The organism is Bacillus sp. LNXM65 (assembly GCF_002998575.1).
In the GTDB taxonomy this organism is placed as follows: Bacteria; Bacillota; Bacilli; order Bacillales; family Bacillaceae; genus Bacillus.
Genome location: NZ_PVRB01000005.1, coordinates 77,517 through 96,430 on the forward strand (window position 1 = coordinate 77,517; position 18,914 = coordinate 96,430).

15 protein-coding genes and 1 riboswitch are annotated in these 18,914 nt (G+C 40.9%); of the genes, 2 read left to right on the forward strand and 13 right to left on the reverse strand.

What is annotated here, in order from left to right; genetic code table 11:
* Positions 1-7: 7 nt before the first annotated feature.
* Both C6Y03_RS11190 and C6Y03_RS11195 read left to right on the forward strand, forming a co-directional pair.
* Complete coding sequence (locus tag C6Y03_RS11190) at positions 8-577, forward strand: GNAT family N-acetyltransferase (protein WP_034663987.1); 570 nt, start codon at positions 8-10, stop codon at positions 575-577.
* Between the two features lie 98 nt (positions 578-675).
* Positions 676-939: a hypothetical protein gene (locus C6Y03_RS11195; RefSeq protein WP_034663988.1), complete on the forward strand. Its 264-nt coding sequence runs from the start codon at positions 676-678 to the stop codon at positions 937-939.
* A gap of 40 nt (positions 940-979) precedes the next feature.
* On the opposite strand, the gene C6Y03_RS11200 is transcribed toward C6Y03_RS11195, so the two are convergent.
* The 13 genes from C6Y03_RS11200 to C6Y03_RS11260 form a co-directional block, all read right to left on the reverse strand.
* A complete protein-coding gene (locus C6Y03_RS11200) occupies positions 980-1,204 on the reverse strand; it encodes a hypothetical protein (RefSeq protein ID WP_003214145.1) in 225 nt (74 codons plus the stop codon).
* Positions 1,205-1,293: 89 nt separating this feature from the next.
* Positions 1,294-1,740: a toxin-antitoxin system YwqK family antitoxin gene (locus C6Y03_RS11205; protein WP_034663991.1), complete on the reverse strand. Its 447-nt coding sequence runs from the start codon at positions 1,738-1,740 to the stop codon at positions 1,294-1,296.
* A 343-nt stretch (positions 1,741-2,083) separates the two neighbouring features.
* Positions 2,084-2,593, reverse strand: a complete 510-nt coding sequence (locus C6Y03_RS11210; RefSeq protein WP_106031664.1) for a hypothetical protein — start codon at positions 2,591-2,593, stop codon at positions 2,084-2,086.
* A gap of 14 nt (positions 2,594-2,607) precedes the next feature.
* Positions 2,608-4,203, reverse strand: coding sequence for a ribonuclease YeeF family protein (locus C6Y03_RS11215; protein WP_223256598.1), 1,596 nt, complete (start codon positions 4,201-4,203; stop codon positions 2,608-2,610).
* 196 nt (positions 4,204-4,399) lie between these two features.
* The gene (locus C6Y03_RS11220) at positions 4,400-6,121 is read right to left on the reverse strand and encodes a pyruvate oxidase (protein WP_106039304.1); all 1,722 of its coding nucleotides are present in this window, start codon (positions 6,119-6,121) and stop codon (positions 4,400-4,402) included.
* A gap of 70 nt (positions 6,122-6,191) precedes the next feature.
* Positions 6,192-8,018: an APC family permease gene (locus C6Y03_RS11225; RefSeq protein ID WP_034663998.1), complete on the reverse strand. Its 1,827-nt coding sequence runs from the start codon at positions 8,016-8,018 to the stop codon at positions 6,192-6,194.
* A gap of 112 nt (positions 8,019-8,130) precedes the next feature.
* Positions 8,131-8,275, reverse strand: a riboswitch (cyclic di-AMP (ydaO/yuaA leader).
* Between the two features lie 69 nt (positions 8,276-8,344).
* Positions 8,345-10,432, reverse strand: a complete 2,088-nt coding sequence (locus tag C6Y03_RS11230; RefSeq protein ID WP_106039305.1) for a cellulose biosynthesis cyclic di-GMP-binding regulatory protein BcsB — start codon at positions 10,430-10,432, stop codon at positions 8,345-8,347.
* A 4-nt stretch (positions 10,433-10,436) separates the two neighbouring features.
* Positions 10,437-11,660, reverse strand: a complete 1,224-nt coding sequence (locus C6Y03_RS11235) for a glycosyltransferase family 2 protein (RefSeq protein ID WP_249117116.1) — start codon at positions 11,658-11,660, stop codon at positions 10,437-10,439.
* A gap of 37 nt (positions 11,661-11,697) precedes the next feature.
* Positions 11,698-13,413: a DUF2334 domain-containing protein gene (locus tag C6Y03_RS11240; protein ID WP_106039306.1), complete on the reverse strand. Its 1,716-nt coding sequence runs from the start codon at positions 13,411-13,413 to the stop codon at positions 11,698-11,700.
* On the reverse strand, positions 13,403-14,254 hold the full coding sequence (locus tag C6Y03_RS11245) for a GGDEF domain-containing protein (protein ID WP_106039307.1): 852 nt from the start codon (positions 14,252-14,254) through the stop codon (positions 13,403-13,405). Before C6Y03_RS11245 ends, C6Y03_RS11240 begins: the two co-directional genes overlap by 11 nt.
* Positions 14,235-15,317: a glycosyl hydrolase family 8 gene (locus tag C6Y03_RS11250; RefSeq protein WP_106039308.1), complete on the reverse strand. Its 1,083-nt coding sequence runs from the start codon at positions 15,315-15,317 to the stop codon at positions 14,235-14,237. The genes C6Y03_RS11245 and C6Y03_RS11250 overlap by 20 nt, the downstream gene beginning before the upstream one ends.
* 197 nt (positions 15,318-15,514) lie before the next feature.
* The gene (locus tag C6Y03_RS11255; protein ID WP_106039309.1) at positions 15,515-17,701 is read right to left on the reverse strand and encodes a DNA topoisomerase III; all 2,187 of its coding nucleotides are present in this window, start codon (positions 17,699-17,701) and stop codon (positions 15,515-15,517) included.
* Positions 17,702-17,773: 72 nt separating this feature from the next.
* Positions 17,774-18,829 carry a tartrate dehydrogenase gene (locus C6Y03_RS11260; RefSeq protein ID WP_106039310.1) on the reverse strand — a complete coding sequence of 352 codons (1,056 nt, stop codon included), beginning with the start codon at positions 18,827-18,829 and terminating at the stop codon, positions 17,774-17,776.
* Positions 18,830-18,914: the final 85 nt, after the last annotated feature.

Consider the following 18,914-nt stretch of genomic DNA (forward strand, 5'->3'; position numbering starts at 1 on the left):
TGGGTTCATGTTTGTTTATCAGGATCAAGAGATATCCATGCGGCTGCTTGAGCCAAGAGACGCAAGAAGTCTGTATTTGCTCATTCAGCGGTCGAGAGAGCATTTACGTGAATGGATGCTTTGGGTGGATTCAACGCAGACAGAGGAAGACAGTATGGCGTTTATCCAAGGCGCCATGCAGCAAGCGATGCAGAACAACGGTTTTCAAGCGGGCATCTGGTCACATGGAGAACTCGTCGGCATCATTGGCACCCATCAAATTCATTGGATCAATAGGACCGTTTCAATCGGCTATTGGCTCGGAGAAGGCTATCAAGGAAAAGGCATCATGACAAAAGCCTGCCAAGCGGTCATTCGCTATTTATTTGAAGAGTGCGGACTGCACCGTATTGAGATTAGGGCTGCTGTCGACAATCAGAAAAGCAGACGCATTGCAGAGAGATTATCCTTTTCGCTTGAGGGAATATTAAGGCAATGTGAATGGCTGGGCAATCGCTTTACCGATCATTGTGTGTACGCCCTTTTACAGCCTGAATATATGAAACAAAAAACGTATTCGATGAATCAGCCTACTTAATTGTGTCGATTGCATGAATTATTTTACAAAGTGAAGCTTTGTAGTATCCGTTGTGATCGGCATCTGATAAAATAGAAGGAAAAATCGAGGTATGATGTATGTCTCTTATTATTTTATTTTACTTATGGATTGTCCCTTTGGTATTTGGTATTTTCTTCTCATTCCTAACAAAGAAAGCCACCTACAAACGCCGCTTTGTCCCATCCTATAGCATGGTAGGACTCAGCATCGTTTTTCTCATTCTGGCACTCGTCTTTTCAGCCAGCCATTTTCTATTTATTTGCGGTATGTTCCTATTTGCCACAACCCTTGTCGGCACAGGCATCCCTTTATTCTTAGCCTTTGGAAAAACACCATCCTAAACAAAAACCACCTTTTCGCGATGAAAAGGTGGTTTCTTTTTTATTGAAGCGGCATTCGGTATGTCATCGTGGCATTTGGATGTTCTTCAATCGTCTTCATCATGTCTTGAAGAATCTCGGCTGCGCGATCATTTGAGTCATACTTGCCGAGCATCTTTGCCCAAGAAGTACTTCCCAAGATCATCCCTTCAATTTTTTTGCCGCTTACTGAGACTTCTTGTACATGAATTAGAGTTTGCTGGTTTTGTGTGAGGATCCATAGCATGGTTTTTTCTCCTTTTCAATTTGTAATGATTTCTACTTGATTTCTTCTCATTTTAAGCTTTTTTAACTGATATTTCATGTGACCATTGATCAATCATTGAATTTTTCAGCATATATTAAATCTGATTCACTAGGTTCTGCCTTATGCTCTTTCACATTACCCTCTTTATCATATTTTATGTAAGTCATCTCTCGGCCAGCAATACATTCACATTCATACTTTTTATTTCCATTCTCAAAAAACTCAACTTGATATCCCTCTGTAGCGTTCTTCCTCATATACCCTATTTTTTTCACACTGCCATTTGAGTAAAACTCCACATACTTCCCCTGTTTAATACCTTTCTCTACATAGAAATAACTTTCAATATGTCCGTTTTCGTACATATCATAGGCTAGTCCAGTAAATAGTTTTTCTTTCCCTCCTTGAGTATATTCTACAATCGCTAGTTCGTAGGGTCCCCCATACTCTAGAGACTTTTCAAACTCAATACCACTTTCTATAACTAACTTCTTTGTCAATATATCATTCAATATTAAAAACCCTTTCAGTTTCTAATTTTGAACAAAACGAAAACCAGCTGTAAATAATTATAATATCCGTTTTCACTTGCTCATGAGGTGGCTTCTAGCACTTTCTTTTGAAATTATAAAATTCTTTTAGTTTTGTATGTGGCGTTTATTTCAAAGAGTCTTTTAATAAATCAAAGTTCAATTCTTAATCGATCAATATAATTGATAAATTCTTCGTAAGAACTTTCTTGATAATTAAAAATTCCTTCACCATATTCATCACTATCGAATAATTACCTAAACTCCGATAAACACAAAAAACCTTTAAAGACATTTAGCCATTAAGGTTTTTGTATTTCATAACACTCTAATTCAATGCATCTTCTAATGTTTTCTTTTCATGTTCTAACATACCACTTATGATAATACCACAAACTACTTCTTCTTTATCCAAAGCAAATCCTACTGTATCATTTTGTAAAATAGATACTGCATCATTTTCTGAGAATGAAATTAATACCTTATCCATCCCTATATATACGTCTAATTTACCTTTTTCGTCTATATAGGTATTATCATTAGATTCTTCTATCTGAAAACTCGGTACACCTTTAACCATATTTATATCTTCCATATCTAATTTCAAACTTTCCATTTTGTGTACATTTTCACTTAACGTTAGTGTAATTGAACGAATATTACCTGTATATTTCCCTAAACCTATTTCAATTAAAGATTTCTTGAAATCTCCAGTTCTCCAATATATCGTTGGCTCTTTTGATATATTCCAACTACCAAATTCTATATTAATCGGTGTATAAAGATCATATTCAATGTTTATAGGTTGGCTGTCTTTATAATCTTTTACTTTTAACATCATCATTTCTCCTTTTAAGGCATATACACAGCATGCTTTATTACTGGTAGTAATCCGTCTCCCCGGGGTTTACTAAATATTAATTCCCAATTACCTACCTTCATAATTTCTTCATATTTAATTCCTTGCTTAGCAGCATTGTTAACAGAGCTTTGGAAACTCGACAATAAAGTTTGACTATTTATCGGCATACCATGTGTAGTTGCATCTCTAGTTATATACTCAACCATATGTTTTGTTCCATTAGGGTGCACCCAGAACTGTCCATCAACTGTTGCTAATTCAAAAGATTTTGGGATTTTTGTACCTTCATAAAGTGGTTGAGTAACTTTTATATTCCTCCACACTGTACCATTATCTACATTTTTAGCAGTACTTTTAACCCCCATCTTCCCATGAAACCCTTTCGCCCCAAACGGCAAAAGCATTCCAAGCGCTGCGTTCATGCTCGCTTCCTGCTGTTCTTTCGAGATCTTATTCCCAAACATATCACGCCCCGTAATCGCTTCGCTGAAGCCGTTGGTGGCGGTGAGGCCATATAAGCCTTTTTGGGATGTTTTTAGGGCGTCAAAAGACTTTTGCGATGTCTTGTAAATATCGACTGCTCTGACTGCGGCCGAGGTGGCTTGAGTTGTTTTATAAACGGCTTTCCCGCCTTTGAAAATGCGGCCTGCCCAACCGACGATTGGGATATAACCTGCTGCTGCCATGCCGCCTGCGGCGACGCGCTGTCCTGCGGTAAGTTCTTCGCCTGTGACCGGGTCAACGCCCGTTGCGGCGCGTTTTGCATCGTTTACACCAGTCAGTTCATTCACGATATTTCCACCATAATCAAGTGCTTTTTCATACCAAGGGCGGTTGGCGAGTGCTTCTTGTTCCTTTGCGATTTCTCTAGCTTCTTCTTGTTCTTTTTTAATTTTGAGATATTCAGTAGTTTGCTTCTCAATATCGCTTTTTGCCTTGTAGATTTCGCTATTTTGATACGCTTTCTTGTCAAAATTCATAGGCGAAATCGCTTTTCCGTCATTTGTGGCATTCATCATTTCCGCGTACAATGCCATTGTAGCTTGCTGCTCCGTTTCTGACAAAGCATATTCATCTTTTAAATTTTGATCAAGCTCTCTTAGGTCTTTTACTGTCTTTTTTCGTTCATCTTCTGCATTTGCAATTTTTTCATCAAAGGTTTTGCTGTCAAATACCTCTAGAGGAATGAGGTCATCAATGTCTTGAAAAATCGTTTTAAGTGCCTTTTTTTGATCCTTTACAATGCTTTTGGCATTCTTGATGCCCATATGTACTGCGTTGTCTAAAAAGTGCTCTTCTACAAAGGTATCGCCGCCAAAGTTTGTATCATCGAGTGTCCCAGAAACACCTTCATGAAAGGCTTTCTGCTTATCAATGAAACTGATAAACATGTCTACATTTCCAGCCAGCTCTTTATAAAAGCTTTTAATGTTATCGGCGCCTTTTCCAGTGAAATCATCACCGAGATTCGCCACACCTTGTAGTGCCTTTTTTAAATCTACCATTTGTTCGCGGAGTTCCTGATAGTGTTTTGCCCTTGTGTCCATGGCACTTGTTAGTGCTTTTGCATCAAGTATCTTGCCCAGAAGAAGTCACTCCCTCCATTATTGATCATAAAGTCTATTTTACCTTTATCAACGAATTGGAAAAATAGGCTTTAAGTTACAAAAATAATATCCATTAATTTCAATAGAGATGAAAGCAAGTGACAATTGAAATGATTTCCCCTAATCATCACAAAAAAAAGTCAGCCTTCTTTTCAGAAGACCGACTACCTTGTGTTTAGAAAAAGCGTTTGAGGCTTTTCTTGAGTGGAGGGATATCCAACTCACCTTTTTCAAAGAATTTTTTCAATAAATATTTACTGAAGCCTGCTGCTTGGGTGTAAGTGATTTTCCCAGGTAACGGGGGTTCATTGGCGACAGTGACATCAATAATGACTGGTTTATCAGATTGAAGGGCTGTATCAAAGGCTGGCGCTAATTCTTCATGTGATGACACAGAGATCCCTTTGCCGCCACATGCTTCTGCAAACTTAGCAAAATCAATATCCTCCAGCTCTATACCATAATTCATGTTTCCTTTTACCTGTTGCTCATATTCAATCATTCCTAAATTGTTGTTGTTTAAGATCACGACAACAATCGGCAGCTTATATTTTACAGCTGTCACAAAGTCTTGCATGACCATTGTGAAGCCTCCATCACCACAGACAGCAATGGCTTGTCGGTTCGGTTCATTTAACTTAGCCGAAATCGCACCAGGTAAACCACAGCCCATTGTGGCAAGCCAGCTGGAGATAATGAAATCCTGCTGTTTCATTTCGAAATGACGTGCCATCCAGACCGTCACATTACCAACATCAACTGAAAGAATGGCGTCGTCCTCGACTGCTTCTTCTAGTCTAGCAATGACTTGCTGTGGTTTAATCGGTGAAGTAGCAACGGATTTTTCCTTATCCATTTCTTCTCGCCACTTCATCATATGCTCTGTACAAGCTTCAAGAAAACCACGCTGCTCTTTATATTCAATGTAGGAAGTCAGTTCATGCAAACCACTCTTGCTGTCGCTCACGATTCCCACATCTACCGGATATCTTTTACCGATTTGATCTGGTTTAATATCCAGTTGAATGGCTGGCGTGTCCTCTGGTAAGTAGTCTCTATATGGAAAGGAGGTTCCAAGCATAATTAAGAGATCACATTCTTCCATCGCTTCATATGCCGGCTTCGTTCCAATTTGACCTAGGTTACCTAAAAAGTATGGATGCCTGTCTGGCACAACCCCTTTTGCAGGGAGTGTGATGACGATAGGAGCAGCTGCCTTTTCTGCAAATGAAAGAAGCTCTTCTTTTGCATGTCTTAATCCTTTACCTGCTAAGATGACAGGCTTCTTCGCATTGTTAATCAGCTGAGCTGCCTTTAGCAGTTGATCTTTCTTTGGCCGTACTTCTCCCTCCACATAAAGAGGAGATGTATAAACGGGTTTACGCTTAATTTTTTGAGAAAATAAGTCATCCGATACGGTGAGAACTGCCACACCTTTATGGGTATAAGCTGCTTTGATGGCTTGATTCAATAAGTCAGGCAGCGCTTCTGCTGTCTGTACCTGCTGATTAAAGACAGCGACATCGTCAAACATCCGCTCTAATTTGATTTCTTGGAATGCGTCTCTGCCTACTTCGGCTGAAGCAACCTGCCCTGCAATTGCTAAAACTGGTGCACCATCTGCTTTTGCATCATATAGTCCATTTAATAAGTGGACAGCACCCGGTCCAGCGATTGATAAGCAGACACCGAGTTTACCTGTTAGTTTGGCATCAGCCGCCGCTGAAAGTGCTGCCACTTCTTCATGTCTCGTTTGTATAAATTGTATTTGGCTTGATTCATGCCTAAGTTCTTCAATCAATTCGTTTATGCTGTCGCCGGGCATTCCATAAATATGTTTCACGCCCCACTCTTCCAGTAGCGCTGTTACTTCTTTTCCTGCGGTTCTTTGCGGCATGTGAGAAAACTCCTTTTTTCTTACTCCATACCACCGCATCCTTTTGATCAAACGTTTCAACTTGCTTTTGCTACTTTTTAAAATGATATGGAAGGGTCGCCACCACAATATCACGCTTCCATAATAGGCGGAATCTTAATAAAAAGGCAGATTGATTATGCAAAATGGTGTGCCATCTTTTTTTCGGGATAAATTGAGGCACGAGCACCATCACTTTATATTGATGTGCATTTGCTTTTGCCTCAATGGTTTCAAGAAATTTATCAAGCGGGTGAATGAGGCTTCGATAGGAAGAATGCAGCATCACAAGCCGTACACCGCTGTTTAGTTTTTCCCAATCCTCTTCAATTTTCTTATCCTTTTCTTTATCAAAGGATACATGAACCGCTATGACTTGATCTGACAAAGACCTTGCATATTGGACAGATTGTTCGACGACACGTGTTACACCTGCTATCGGTACGATGACCACATTCCCTTTAATCTCAACAGGCTCTGTTTCATTCAATAAACGCAGTTGTTCTCCAACAGACAGGTAATGCTTTTTAATGGAATGAAAGATAAATAGAACAATAGGCATGAAAACGAATACTGGCCATACGAGATGGAACTTGGTCAAAATGAGTATCATGAAAACTGTAAAAGAAATCAGTGCTCCGACGATATTGATTGGCATTTTCGTTTTCCAGCCCTGCGGTTTTTCTCGAATCCACTTCACACACATGCCGGTCTGCGACAGGGTAAATGGAATGAACACACCGACAGCATATAGCGGGATGAGGTGTTCTGTTTTCCCATCAAACAACCAGATGAGCAGCATAGAGGCTACGCCTAAAAAGATAATGCCATTGGAGTAACCAAGCCGGTCTCCTCTTACAGTAAACATACGCGGCATATATTTATCCTTTGCTAAATTGACAGCCAATAATGGAAAGGCTGAAAAGCCGGTATTTGCCGCTAATATTAAGATTAGCGCTGTGACAGCCTGAATCACGTAATAGAAAAACGTACGTCCAAAAGTGTCTGATGCAATTTGTGATACAACCGTTTCTTCTGGCTTTGGCGAGATGCCAAAACCAAACGCAAGCAATGTGACTCCCACAAATAAAACGGCTAGTAATCCACCCATCATCAATAATGTTCTTGCTGCATTTTGAGCAGCCGGTTTTTTAAAGGATGGAATGGTATTTGAAATGGCTTCTACTCCAGTCAGAGCAGAACAGCCAGATGAAAAAGCTTTTAATAACAGAAATAATGTAATGCCTTGTACGTGTGTGCCTACCGCTGCATGCTCAGGTGCTGGCGGTACGCCTCCTGTTAATAATTTGAAGCCACCTACTCCAATTAAGATAAGGAGTGAAAATACAAACAAGTAGACAGGATAAGCCAAAATAGATGCCGATTCTGTCAATCCACGAAGGTTGAGCACCATAATTACGATGACCAATACAATTGAGATCAAGACATGATATGGATATAGTGCTGGAAAAGCCGATGTGATGGCATCAGTACCTGCTGATATACTTACTGCTACAGTCAAAATATAGTCTACAAGCAATGATCCTCCAGCGATCAATCCTGGTTTTTCACCTAAGTTTCTGCTAGAGACGACATATGCCCCTCCGCCTTCTGGATAAGCATAAATGATCTGGCGGTAAGATAGAATTAACGCCATTAAAAGAATTAATACGCAACCTGCAATCGGGAGTGAGTACCAAAATGCTGCTGCACTAACCACGGAAAGAACAATTAAAATTTGTTCTGTACCGTATGCAACTGATGACAATGCGTCTGATGACAATAATGCCAACGCTTTGATTTTTGATAGTTTTTGTTCTCCTGCTGCCTGTGATTTTAATGGTTTACCAATTAAAATACGCTTCATCAAACTGTACATGTGATGCCCGCTCCTTTAGTGTCAAACGATTTAAGTTACAAAAGATGGATCGCCAAAAAGACACAGAGGCAATAGAATGCCCCTGTGTCTATTGTTTAGATCACAGGTTGGTCTTTGCTCTCTTTAACGCTTACGAGGTTAGCTGACGGATTCGGGCGCATGAGACTTTGCCCTACCTAAAAAGGATTCACCCCACGTGGTGCTTTCCACCACAATTGGTTCCCCCGCTCATCGAAATGATTCAGCGATTGGTCTTTTATAAAAGAGATCATACTCCCGTTTGACACCAAAGTAAAGAGATTTTTTCGAGGTCTTTTGACCGTTTATTAATCAGTCTTTTTGCGGTTTTTTCGTACGAAATAAACAATCATCATCACCACAAAAATGATCAGTACAGCGATACACGCAAAGTAAATCCAAGACTCACCACCGCCTTGCTTTTTACCTTTTTTCAGATCATTTGTTGTGCTGCTGACTGTTTGGTGATTAGAGAACATCTCTTTGTTTTTGCTTTCTATTGCAACTGTTGCGGTCTCCGTATTTGTTTGAAGGAAACGTATCACTTCATTTGATACATCAGCGTCAGCTGCCGTCATTCCTGCAAAAACGGTCATGGTTTGTTCTTTATTCCATACAGATGGCTGCGTCCATACAATACGAGCTGTTGTTTCGTTGATCATGCCAAATGAGGATACATCATATTGACCTTTTTTCGCCGGAACGATGAGATCGTCTGCTTTTTCTTTTAAAAGAGAGAATGTCTGGATGCCACCGATGAAAATGAGAGAGTTCTTTTTCAATTGTTCATTTGTCACATTCGATGCTTTGATCAAATGATATTGAGCAGCTTCCGGCTGACTAAATGATTCTGTCAGCATCGCCATTTGATTGATCGTTGCTTGCTTGATTTGATCTGGCATGATGATCAATGTGTTTCCTTGCTGCGTTTTTGAAGTGTAAGGAAGCGGCCATGCGGCTAAATCCGGTGTATCACTATTTGTTCCTTCTGGTATTTGAAGAGAGCTGTTCTTGTCAATGTAAATCCAGCCTTCTTCATCCGTATGTCTGCACGATTCCATGCTTTTAAAACCCGTTGTGACAAATTGCAAGTCCACATACTCGTTCTTTTGAAGTACTTGCGAGTCTACTGGAATGGACACATGATAGAATCCATTCTCATCTTTGTTTCCTAGTTTTGTTAACGGTATGTCGTGCGGTTCGTTATTGATCATCACTGTTAGACGTTCCGCTTTGTTCGCTGGATCCGATTTTTTAAATGATAGATTTAGTTTTGCACCTGATTTTTGTTGAGCGATTAATGCTTTCGGATAATAGTAGTGATCAGATGCCGTCTTTTTGGTTCCAACTGTGACATCATCTCCGCCAAAATCTATTAAACGAATATGATGCGATGGCTTAGAAGCATTAGCTGTCACCTTTTGTAGCAGCAAGTCGATACCAGTGAGCTGACCCGTCAGTTCTGGTTGAGTCAGGACATTGATTTTTTCAGCAATTGTCCTTGGCTGTTCAGCAGAGACAAATAAAATGGGCTGTTCTTTTTTCTTTGCTGTCAGGGTTCTCACCGCTAACGTAAGTTGATTGCTTTCTGTTTTAATGCCCGCAGCTTGCTCGATCGATTTCATACGTCCTTTCCAGCTTCCTTTTGCTCCCACAGCAATGGTTGGATGCGCAATTTGCTTGAGGTCCTTTTCTTGAACGAGTTTGAGGTCTGCTAGACGGTCTTTGTTTTTCAACGTACGATAGATTTTCATAGCCGCTTCTAATTCAGCCGCTTCCGGTGTATTTGGAATCACAATATCTGTTTGTTCTTTCTGCTCACCTGATGGAATAAAAGGTGAAGGGAAGCTGTCTAACGTCACGTCTTTCGTTTGAGCTCCTTTGAACGCCAGCTCACTTTCAGGATATACTTTCAGCCAATTGGCAGGTGTCTCTTGGTTGATACACACACCTTCTTTTAACACACCATAAAATGCGAGCTGAATTTGATGAGATCCTTTTTTCAATTGCGCTTTGTTCAATTTGATTTGAATCGATTTTTTTTGGTTTTTCCCTGATACAGGGATTGTCTTTTCAATCTCTCCATCGATCATCACTGTGAAAGACGATGGCGAAATGAGTAATGGTGAAGCCTCTATATTTAATGTAAGAGTGCTAGACTCTACTTTTTCTTTCTCCATTTGATAGGAAAATTCAGTGCGGTCTTCTTGTCCATACAAGGTCACCACATCTTCTGATAGATGCTGCGTTTCTGTTTGACTTCCTTTTGATGAGCGAACCCAATCGTCTTTCACTTGTACTCGATTGGATTGCGCCATTGCTTGACTTGCCATGAAAAAAGGCTGAATGGCAAGGGATAGCGCTAATATAAAAATCATCCATTTGACCGATTTCAATTTGTCACCCGCTTTTCTTTTGTTGTTGATCGTAACGCTCCGTTTTGTACCATTTCACTTCTTGTTTCAATAATCGGCTCTTCACCTCTACACATAAGGAGTACACGACAAGCGCAATCCATACTTGAGAATAGGTGAAGTACATGAGGACCACAATGAGAATGTTTTGTTTGGTGAGCTCTGTTTTCTCAATACTTAATGTAATCATCACTTCTGTTAGAAAGAGGAAGAAGGCTAATCCCCACAGGATCAGTGCGACAGCCCCTACAGATAAGTGAAGGTCAACAAATAGGTTCACAATAAAGATGCCATTTGAGAGCAGAACACCGAAGAAAAATAAGAAATACGTAAAGAAGAAATAAAACAAATCGAAAATCATTCGTTTTCGTTTCAGCTTCATAAACTGTCTTAAAAATTTGAGTACAACATATTGATTACCTCTAGCCCAGCGCGTTCTTTGCCGCCACCAGACCTTCCATGTCTCAGGCTCTTGTTCCCATGTGATCGCAGCTGGGAAAAATCGAATCACATATCCAAGGTTATACACACGGATCGTTAATTCGGTGTCCTCGGCCAAAGCTTGGACATCCCAGCCGCCGAGTTCTTCTAAAATGTGCCTGCGGATAGCGAAGTTGGTGCCTGGTATTGTCGCAATCCCAAACCACTTCCATCTCCCGCCCTGCGCCATCCATTGGAAGCAGATGGTCTCAATATTAATAAATTTGGTCAGCAAATTTTGGGCTGCATTGATCACTCTGAATTTCCCGACAACGGCGCCTGCTTTTGGATCATTCAATAACCCAAGAACCAAATGATAGACAGCCTTTTGTTCCGGCATGTTATCTGCATCGTATACGCAAATCACTTCTCCTGTCGAAGCCTTCAATCCTTCATTCAGTGCAGTAGATTTTCCCTTCCCTGCAAATGGCGGCTTCGTTTCAATCATATGGACATGATCATATTGCTCACTGAATGATTGCACAATATCTCCTGTGCGATCAGAGGAATTGTCATTAATCACAATGATTTCAAGGAGGTGTTTAGGATAAGATAGCTGGACCATCGCTTTTAACGTCTGCCGAATGACAACTTCTTCATTATGAGCAGGAATCAGGATACTGACGGTTGGCAGCTCTTTCCCTTGTTTTGTCCATTTAGGCAGCACTTTTTCATAGGTGAGGTAATGCTGAAAGCCGCCCTGCATGAGAAACATGTGGTATAGGAGCATAGTCCAAATCAGTAGTAATGAAAGATAAAATAAGACATCAGCCACCTAATTTTCTCTCCTTAAAAATTCGTTTTTTCATTGTCAGTCTTAAATACAATGTGTATAAAGCAAATGCCGCAATAAATAGCATCACCACGACTGTAAGAATTCGCAGCATATTTTCCATGCCGCTTCGTTTGATTGTTTTTGTTTCGGCGATGTTGGATTCCTCTACTTGAATATGTCCATTCCGTGATGTTTGGATTTTTACATGTGCAGTTTGGACCGTCTGTTTTGTTTTTTTTACATCCAGCCATTCGCTAGAAGGGATTGCCTCCATCTGTGTGATCAAATCCTGTAATCCTGCTAGCCCCAACTCCATGTCATAGGACAGGCCCATTGCGGCTGATTGCAGATGCTGCACGGATTGAATCGTCTGTTCAGTTAAAACATTTGAACCTTCTTTATTAGACGCTTGCTCAACTTGCTGCTGAGGATATAAAGTCATGCCATGTAACATGGCAGGAGACGTCACAAGCGGCGATGCGCTGACTGATTTCCAAGTGCGGTCTGACAGCTGCACCTGTCCAAATAGACTGGACACATGCTTTGAAATTACTTCATACCCTTGTTGTGATATCGCATCATGCGGCACCTCAAACGCAAGAGGATATAAGCCTTGCCTAGCAAGAAGCTCAATGCCCTTTGTCAGTTTTTCTTCTGTATAGGCGATTTCTTGCTGCTGATACGATTTGGTATACGTATGAAAGTCTTTTTCATTTGGGAATTGGCTTTTACTTTGTTTCTTCTCAGCTTTTTTGGGGTCATTTGACGCGATGGGCTGATCATATTTTGCATCCCAGAACTCAAATCCCTGACCAGATTCCTCCGTTCGATACGTACGGCTAAAGCCATGAAGAATGATACTCGCTCCATTTTCTTGCATTTGTTTTAACACATTCACGAGCTTCGGGCGGTCACTCAGTGTGACTTCATCACCTGTTGCTCGATCTATCCAAACAGGGGTCACTGCAATTTGATAAGGAATATGCTGTGCGGATACGTATTGTCCAAGTTCAAGCAACTTTTTCTCATCACTTGCTGGGCTGATGTTCCCGAGCATTAAGTATTTTGTCGCCATTTGCGCAGAAGATGGCATGTATTTTTCTAGCACTTCTGCAAGAAGCTTGTTGTGCTGCATGACATCTAAGATACCGATATATGCTGCACCTTCTTTTGTTTGAGTCACAAATGGCAGATCAGATTGACGTTTCTTCACTAGAAATTCATTTTCCAAGTCCGCCCCTCGAACCGTTAACACATTGATACTTCTCTCTAGCTGACGGTATGTCTGATCATGTGTATGTTTCAATTGACTGATATGATCTTGTTTGTGAAAAGTAAGCTTGGAGAATGGGCGAAGCTGTTCCGCATTGTATCCAATGGCGATGAATTGCTGTGATTCGTTCATCGCACGAATGGTTTGTTTTGACAAGGTTCTCTTTATTTCACCAAGATAAATGACTTGCTGAAATTCATTGATCCTCTTTTCAGCCAAATGTTCATCGGATACAATCGTCGTCTGTTTTGAAAAATGACCGGCGAGTAGATCCAGCATATGAACGGCTGGAGTCACTTCATCCGATTGTGTGGAATAAACGATCAGGGTATTTGGCTGCGTGACAAGAGCATCGGCTGAAGCCATGTGTTTAAACGAAAGAATCGAAAAAAGCGCGATCATCAAACAACATTTCATCAAAGAATTAAAGTTCATTCATCATCATCTCGTTTTCTAGTTCTTCTAAAAATTGCTCTGGCGTTCGATAATCCGAGCTGCTTGTTAAATGACAGACATGAAATGTCAAGGTCACTTCACGACCGTTTAACAGGACATGCGGTTGCAGTTTATTCTTTAGCTTATCAAGGACAACTGACACGTTTTCTTCTGGTGTGTGAGTTAGCAGCAAGCCCATTCGCTCTTCGGATAATCGAAATTTCTTATCGGTTTCTCTTACGCTTTCACGGATCTTGAGACTTAATTGCTGAAATAGGTGCTGCATTTCTTTTTCTCCATATAACGATTTGAATTCCGCTGCGTAATTCATATGAAGAAGGATAAAGACAAATGGCTGTTTGTACCGTTCTGCCCGTTTCATTTCCTCAGACAATTCGAGCTTCATCCGCTCAGCATTGTCAAATCCTGTTGTCGAGTCAATCGCCACAAATTGTTTGATGGCCTGCTTTTGTTGTTCAATGGTGTGACGCAGCGTATTAATCCGTTCATGCAAGCTTCCCGCTGAAATAGCGAAAAAAAGAAGTGCTAAGCCCCAAATCACTACATCTTGCAATGTTTGATTTGAAAAAAGGGAATTTTCATGGCCAAGCTCTGTAAAGAACATGGCGCTTCCTATAAAGAACAAAATCAGTAATGTGAAAATTAATGCTGGTAGGATACCAAATAAAATACCGCAGCCTAACACGACAAATGTCAGTGCGATGATCATAAAGCTCTCTGCATCTTGTACGTTAAGGTAGCCCATAAACAAAATAAGGCCTGCAAACGTGAGGAGCAGAGAATAGTACAAGCGATACGTGTTACTGAACAACCGATTCATTTAGGAGCTCCCTTTCTGCAATTAGAGGCAATAAGTTATCAAATGAGTGTGTCTCTTTTTCGTTCATGTATCCTCCGTAATAAGGCTTGAGAGGATCTTGGGTTTGTAATTCTTTCATGCGTTGATAGACAGTCTTTGCGAATTTCAGCTCATTTTGTTTAAGGGCATACAAAATGACGAGTGCATATACCGAAGGCGATTCATATGTGACAGATGGCTGCAATGTGCTCAGTTTGTATCTTCCGTACAGTTTTCCTTCTTGTTTAAACGACGTTTTAAGCCATTTCATGATCTCGGACGTATTTACCTTTGCATGGTGTGCATGTAAAGCTGTATAAAGTTGATCGATCATATTAATTTCTTGGTCGAATGAATATGTTTTTTTCTTTATGTCATAGGACTTAGGAAAGAATCCTTTTTTTCTCGGTGCTTGTTTTAGAATGGCTAATTGGTTACTGGTCATTTGTTTCGTGAATATTTGGAGGGATTCCAATTCTTTGATTGCTTTTGGATCTATATAAGAGAGTGTGATTGTGTGTGAAGTTCGATTTGTTGATGCATCATAGTAATCGGACAATATGCCTTTGAACATGTTTTTTTCTTTTAACGCTTGAGCGATTTCTTTTGCTGTCGTTTGATACGCTGACTTCTTCCACAAACGATTTGCCTTTTGAAGTGCCGCCACTACACGTAAATCATCAACTAAAGCATTGGCCTTACTTTTTTGTTCAGATTCAATTTGCCAGCTGAGAAGATGATGGTCTAGTAAAAATTGTTCTTGTAAAACACTCAACTGTTGGTCAAATAAATTTTGATCTTTTTTTCGAACAAGATAATCCATCCAAAGTCCAAGTGATTCAGATAAGTAGATATGTTCCTCTGCAAAAGAGGTACGAATCAAGCCTTCATCTGTCATTAAGTGGTGAGTGATAAAATATTCTCCAGGCAAAACAGGCTGTGTTGATACTGGATCAGCTGATTCTTTCTGCTGTTTCCAGGTACATCCGCCTAGTAGAATGACAATGAGTAAAACAATTGCTGTACGATATATGCGTGTATGCATTCGTGTCCCCTTTCAACTCCCCGTTCTCTAAGCATCTAACGATTTATTATAGAGCGTTTTTGTATAAATTTAAATAAATATTTTATACCAAATTACGAGTCTTTTCGCACATTTATTCCCATTTTCAGAAAAACAATATATCGATATGCTCGGTAAAACTAAAAAACCCATGCGTTTCCGCACGGGCTTTTATAAAACTATTGATCTAATTTTAATTTCTTTAATTGTTCAGCTAGTGCATTATTAATTGGTTCTTCCACTTTCTTTTGTTTCTTCAAATATTTAGACACATCGTGCTTACTGGCTTTCTTTTGATTGGATTGAGATTTGCGTTTTTCGAAGACAGACAGTTTTTCTCTATGGCCGCACACACAAGCAAAGATTTTGCCATCGCCTTCTCCGCGCAGCTCGAGCTTTTTATGACAGTTCGGGCAGCGTGCGTTTGTTTTCTTCGCCACATTTTTACGATGGCCGCATTCCCGGTCCTGGCAAACAAGCATCGTTCCATGTTTTCCATTCACTTTCAGCATCAGTTTTCCGCAGTCTGGACAATGGGTGCCAGTGACATTGTCATGCTTAAAGGTCTGGTTCGTCTGTTTGATTTCAGATACGGCTTGTTTCGCATATAATTTCATTTCACTCATGAATTGAGAAGCTTTCAATTGCCCTTTTGCGATTTTAGAAAGCTTTTGTTCCCATTCCGCTGTTAACGCAGGAGACTTTAAGTCTTCAGGCACTAAAGAGAGCAGCTGCTTTCCTTTCGATGTGATGAAGATGTCTTTGCCCTTTTTCTCGATTAGGAAGCTATTGAACAGCTTTTCAATAATATCTGCTCTTGTTGCTACTGTCCCTAGACCACCTGTTTCACCAAGGGTTTTCACTAAGTCTTTTTCCTCTTTCTGCATAAATGCCGCTGGGTTTTCCATGGCAGATAATAGGGTCGCTTCATTAAAACGTGCAGGAGGTTTCGTTTCTCCTCTTGTTTCTTTCAGCTGTCGTACGGCTAGTGACTGTCCTTCTGAAAGCAGCGGCAAATGTTGATCCACCTCGGCTGATTCCTCTTCTTCATAGGAATCATCGTACACGGCTTTCCAGCCAGCTGATTGCACGGTTTTCCCTTTTGCTGTGAACGTTTCACTGCCTATTTTGGTGATAACCGTTGTTTCTTCGTACTCAAAAGGATTCATGAGTACCGCAAGGAATCGTTTGGCAATAAGGTCATATAATTTACGCTCTTTATCACTTAATGCACTTGGATACAGCTCTTCCTCGGTTGGAATGATCGCATGGTGATCTGACACTTTTGCATCATTGACGAAGCCTTTGTGCGCTTTTACACCTGATTGTAAAATCCGGTTCACATGCTGCGCGTATGGTCTGACGTTCATTCCTTTTAATCGGTCTTTTAATGTGGGAACGATATCCGCTGAAATAAACCGTGAATCTGTACGTGGATATGTCACGAGCTTATGCTGCTCATACAATCGCTGAAGCGTAGATAATGTTTCTTTTGCTGAGAAGCCATAGCGTTTATGCGCATCACGCTGTAATTCAGTCAGATCGTACAGGCCCGGTGCAAAAGCTTTTTTCGCTGTTTTTTTCAACGCATCAACCACTGCTGGTTTTCCTTCGCATGCTGCCAAGCGCTCTTTGATCACATTCTCTTGGAATGTCCGGTTTTGCTTTGTTTTGGCATCCTGCCAGGTCAAAGTCAGTCCATCTACTTGTGCAATCAATCCATAGAACGGCTTCGGCTGAAATTGCTGAATGTCTTCTTCTCGTTTGGCGATCATGGCAATCGTTGGTGTTTGTACCCGTCCGCAGGAAAGCTGTGCATTGAACTTGGTTGTCAGCGCTCTTGTTGCGTTGATGCCGACAATCCAGTCTGCTTCTGCACGTGCAACTGCTGAGCGATACAGGTTATCGTATTCTCTGCCGTCTTTTAATCGTTTGAAGCCTTCTTGAATGGCTTTGTCCGTGACAGATGAGATCCATAGTCGTTTCAAGGGCTTTTTCACATGTGCTTTTTCAAGAATCCATCTTGCGACAAGCTCCCCTTCACGTCCAGCATCTGTTGCAATGACAATGTCTTTGACATCTTTTCTCGCAAGCTGCGCTTTCACTGCTTGGAATTGTTTTCCTGTCTTTTTCATCACAACAAGCTTAAGCGGCTCTGGAATGATTGGTAAATCCTCTAAACGCCAGGATTGAAATTCTTTTCCGTAGCCTTCTGGATCAGCCAGTGTGACCAAATGGCCAAGCGCCCATGTCACAATGTATTGATCTCCTTCTAAAAAACCATTTCCTTTTTTATGACACTTCAGCACACGCGCAAGGTCACGTCCTACTGAAGGTTTCTCTGCTAATACAACTGTTTTTGACACTAGATTTCACATCTCTTTCTTCTATCCATCCTTTTATTATAGCAGACGTGGAGATGCGGTTCTAATGACGGATTATTTCTTCAATCGTTTGATGATTTCGTTTGTGACTTCTTGTGTTTGATAGGATCCGCCGATGTCCGCTGTTAAAAAGCCGTCTGCTGTGACTGATTCGATGGTGCTGAGAAGGTGCGTACCCAGCTCTTCCTCTCCGAAATGATCAAGCATCAGCTTAGCAGTCCAAATTTGACCGATTGGGTTGGCGATTCCTTTTCCCGCAATGTCTGGAGCTGATCCGTGTACAGGCTCAAACATGGATGGGTATTTGCCATTTACATTGATGTTGGCGGCAGGCGCTACGCCAATACTTCCCATAATGGCTGCCCCAAGATCTGTCAAAATATCACCAAACAAATTACTGGCCACAATCACATCGAATTTTTCTGGTCTTGTTACAAAGAAGGCTGAGAGCGCATCAATGTGCTGAGAGTCTGCTGCCACCTCTGGATAATCCTTTGCTACGTCTTGAAACACTTCATCCCAAAAAGGCATGGTATGGACGATCCCATTCGATTTGGTTGCACTCGTCACATGCTTTCGTCTTTTTTCTGCTAATTGAAAGGCAAAACGCATCGCACGCTCTGTCCCTTTTCTTGAGAACACTGCATTTTGAACAGCAAGCTGATCTTCTCCTTGATAAATACGGCCTCCAATTTCACTATATTCACCTTCACCGTTTTCTCTGACAACTAGAAGGTCGAAATCCTTTGGCTGAGCAAGCGGTGAACGTATACCATTCAGCTGTTTTGCAGGTCTAACGTTAATCACCTGCTCAAATTCACGTCTAATCTTAATGAGCAATCCCCAAAGCGATACGTGATCCGGCACTAAATTGGCATCTCCGACAGCCCCTAAGAAAATGCTGTCAAAGGCTTTCAGTTGATGTAATCCATCCTTTGGCATCATCTCGCCATGCTCTAAATAATATTCACAGCTCCACGGAAAATCCTGAAAGGTAAAAGACAGACCGCCATGTACTTCTGACACCGCTTTCAATACTCGTATGGCTTCAGGTACAACTTCCTTCCCAACCCCGTCACCTGGTATCGCCGCAATTGAAACATGCTTCATTCATTTCTCCCCCTTTATCATCGGTCGACCGTCGACCGTTTAAATTTGAGTTTACTAGAGCGTTCATGTTCTTTCAATGGACAAA

Bases quoted from the DNA above. Each gene is read 5' to 3' on its own strand.
- C6Y03_RS11190 (WP_034663987.1), top strand. From the start codon at position 8: ATGTTTGTTTATCAGGATCAAGAGATATCCATGCGGCTGCTTGAGCCA.
- C6Y03_RS11195 (WP_034663988.1), top strand. From the start codon at position 676: ATGTCTCTTATTATTTTATTTTACTTATGGATTGTCCCTTTGGTATTT.
- C6Y03_RS11200 (WP_003214145.1), bottom strand. From the start codon at position 1,204: ATGCTATGGATCCTCACACAAAACCAGCAAACTCTAATTCATGTACAA.
- C6Y03_RS11210 (WP_106031664.1), bottom strand. From the start codon at position 2,593: ATGTTAAAAGTAAAAGATTATAAAGACAGCCAACCTATAAACATTGAA.
- C6Y03_RS11220 (WP_106039304.1), bottom strand. From the start codon at position 6,121: ATGCCGCAAAGAACCGCAGGAAAAGAAGTAACAGCGCTACTGGAAGAG.
- C6Y03_RS11225 (WP_034663998.1), bottom strand. From the start codon at position 8,018: ATGTACAGTTTGATGAAGCGTATTTTAATTGGTAAACCATTAAAATCA.
- C6Y03_RS11235 (WP_249117116.1), bottom strand. From the start codon at position 11,660: ATGCTCCTATACCACATGTTTCTCATGCAGGGCGGCTTTCAGCATTAC.
- C6Y03_RS11240 (WP_106039306.1), bottom strand. From the start codon at position 13,413: ATGAACTTTAATTCTTTGATGAAATGTTGTTTGATGATCGCGCTTTTT.
- C6Y03_RS11245 (WP_106039307.1), bottom strand. From the start codon at position 14,254: ATGAATCGGTTGTTCAGTAACACGTATCGCTTGTACTATTCTCTGCTC.
- C6Y03_RS11250 (WP_106039308.1), bottom strand. From the start codon at position 15,317: ATGCATACACGCATATATCGTACAGCAATTGTTTTACTCATTGTCATT.
- C6Y03_RS11260 (WP_106039310.1), bottom strand. From the start codon at position 18,829: ATGAAGCATGTTTCAATTGCGGCGATACCAGGTGACGGGGTTGGGAAG.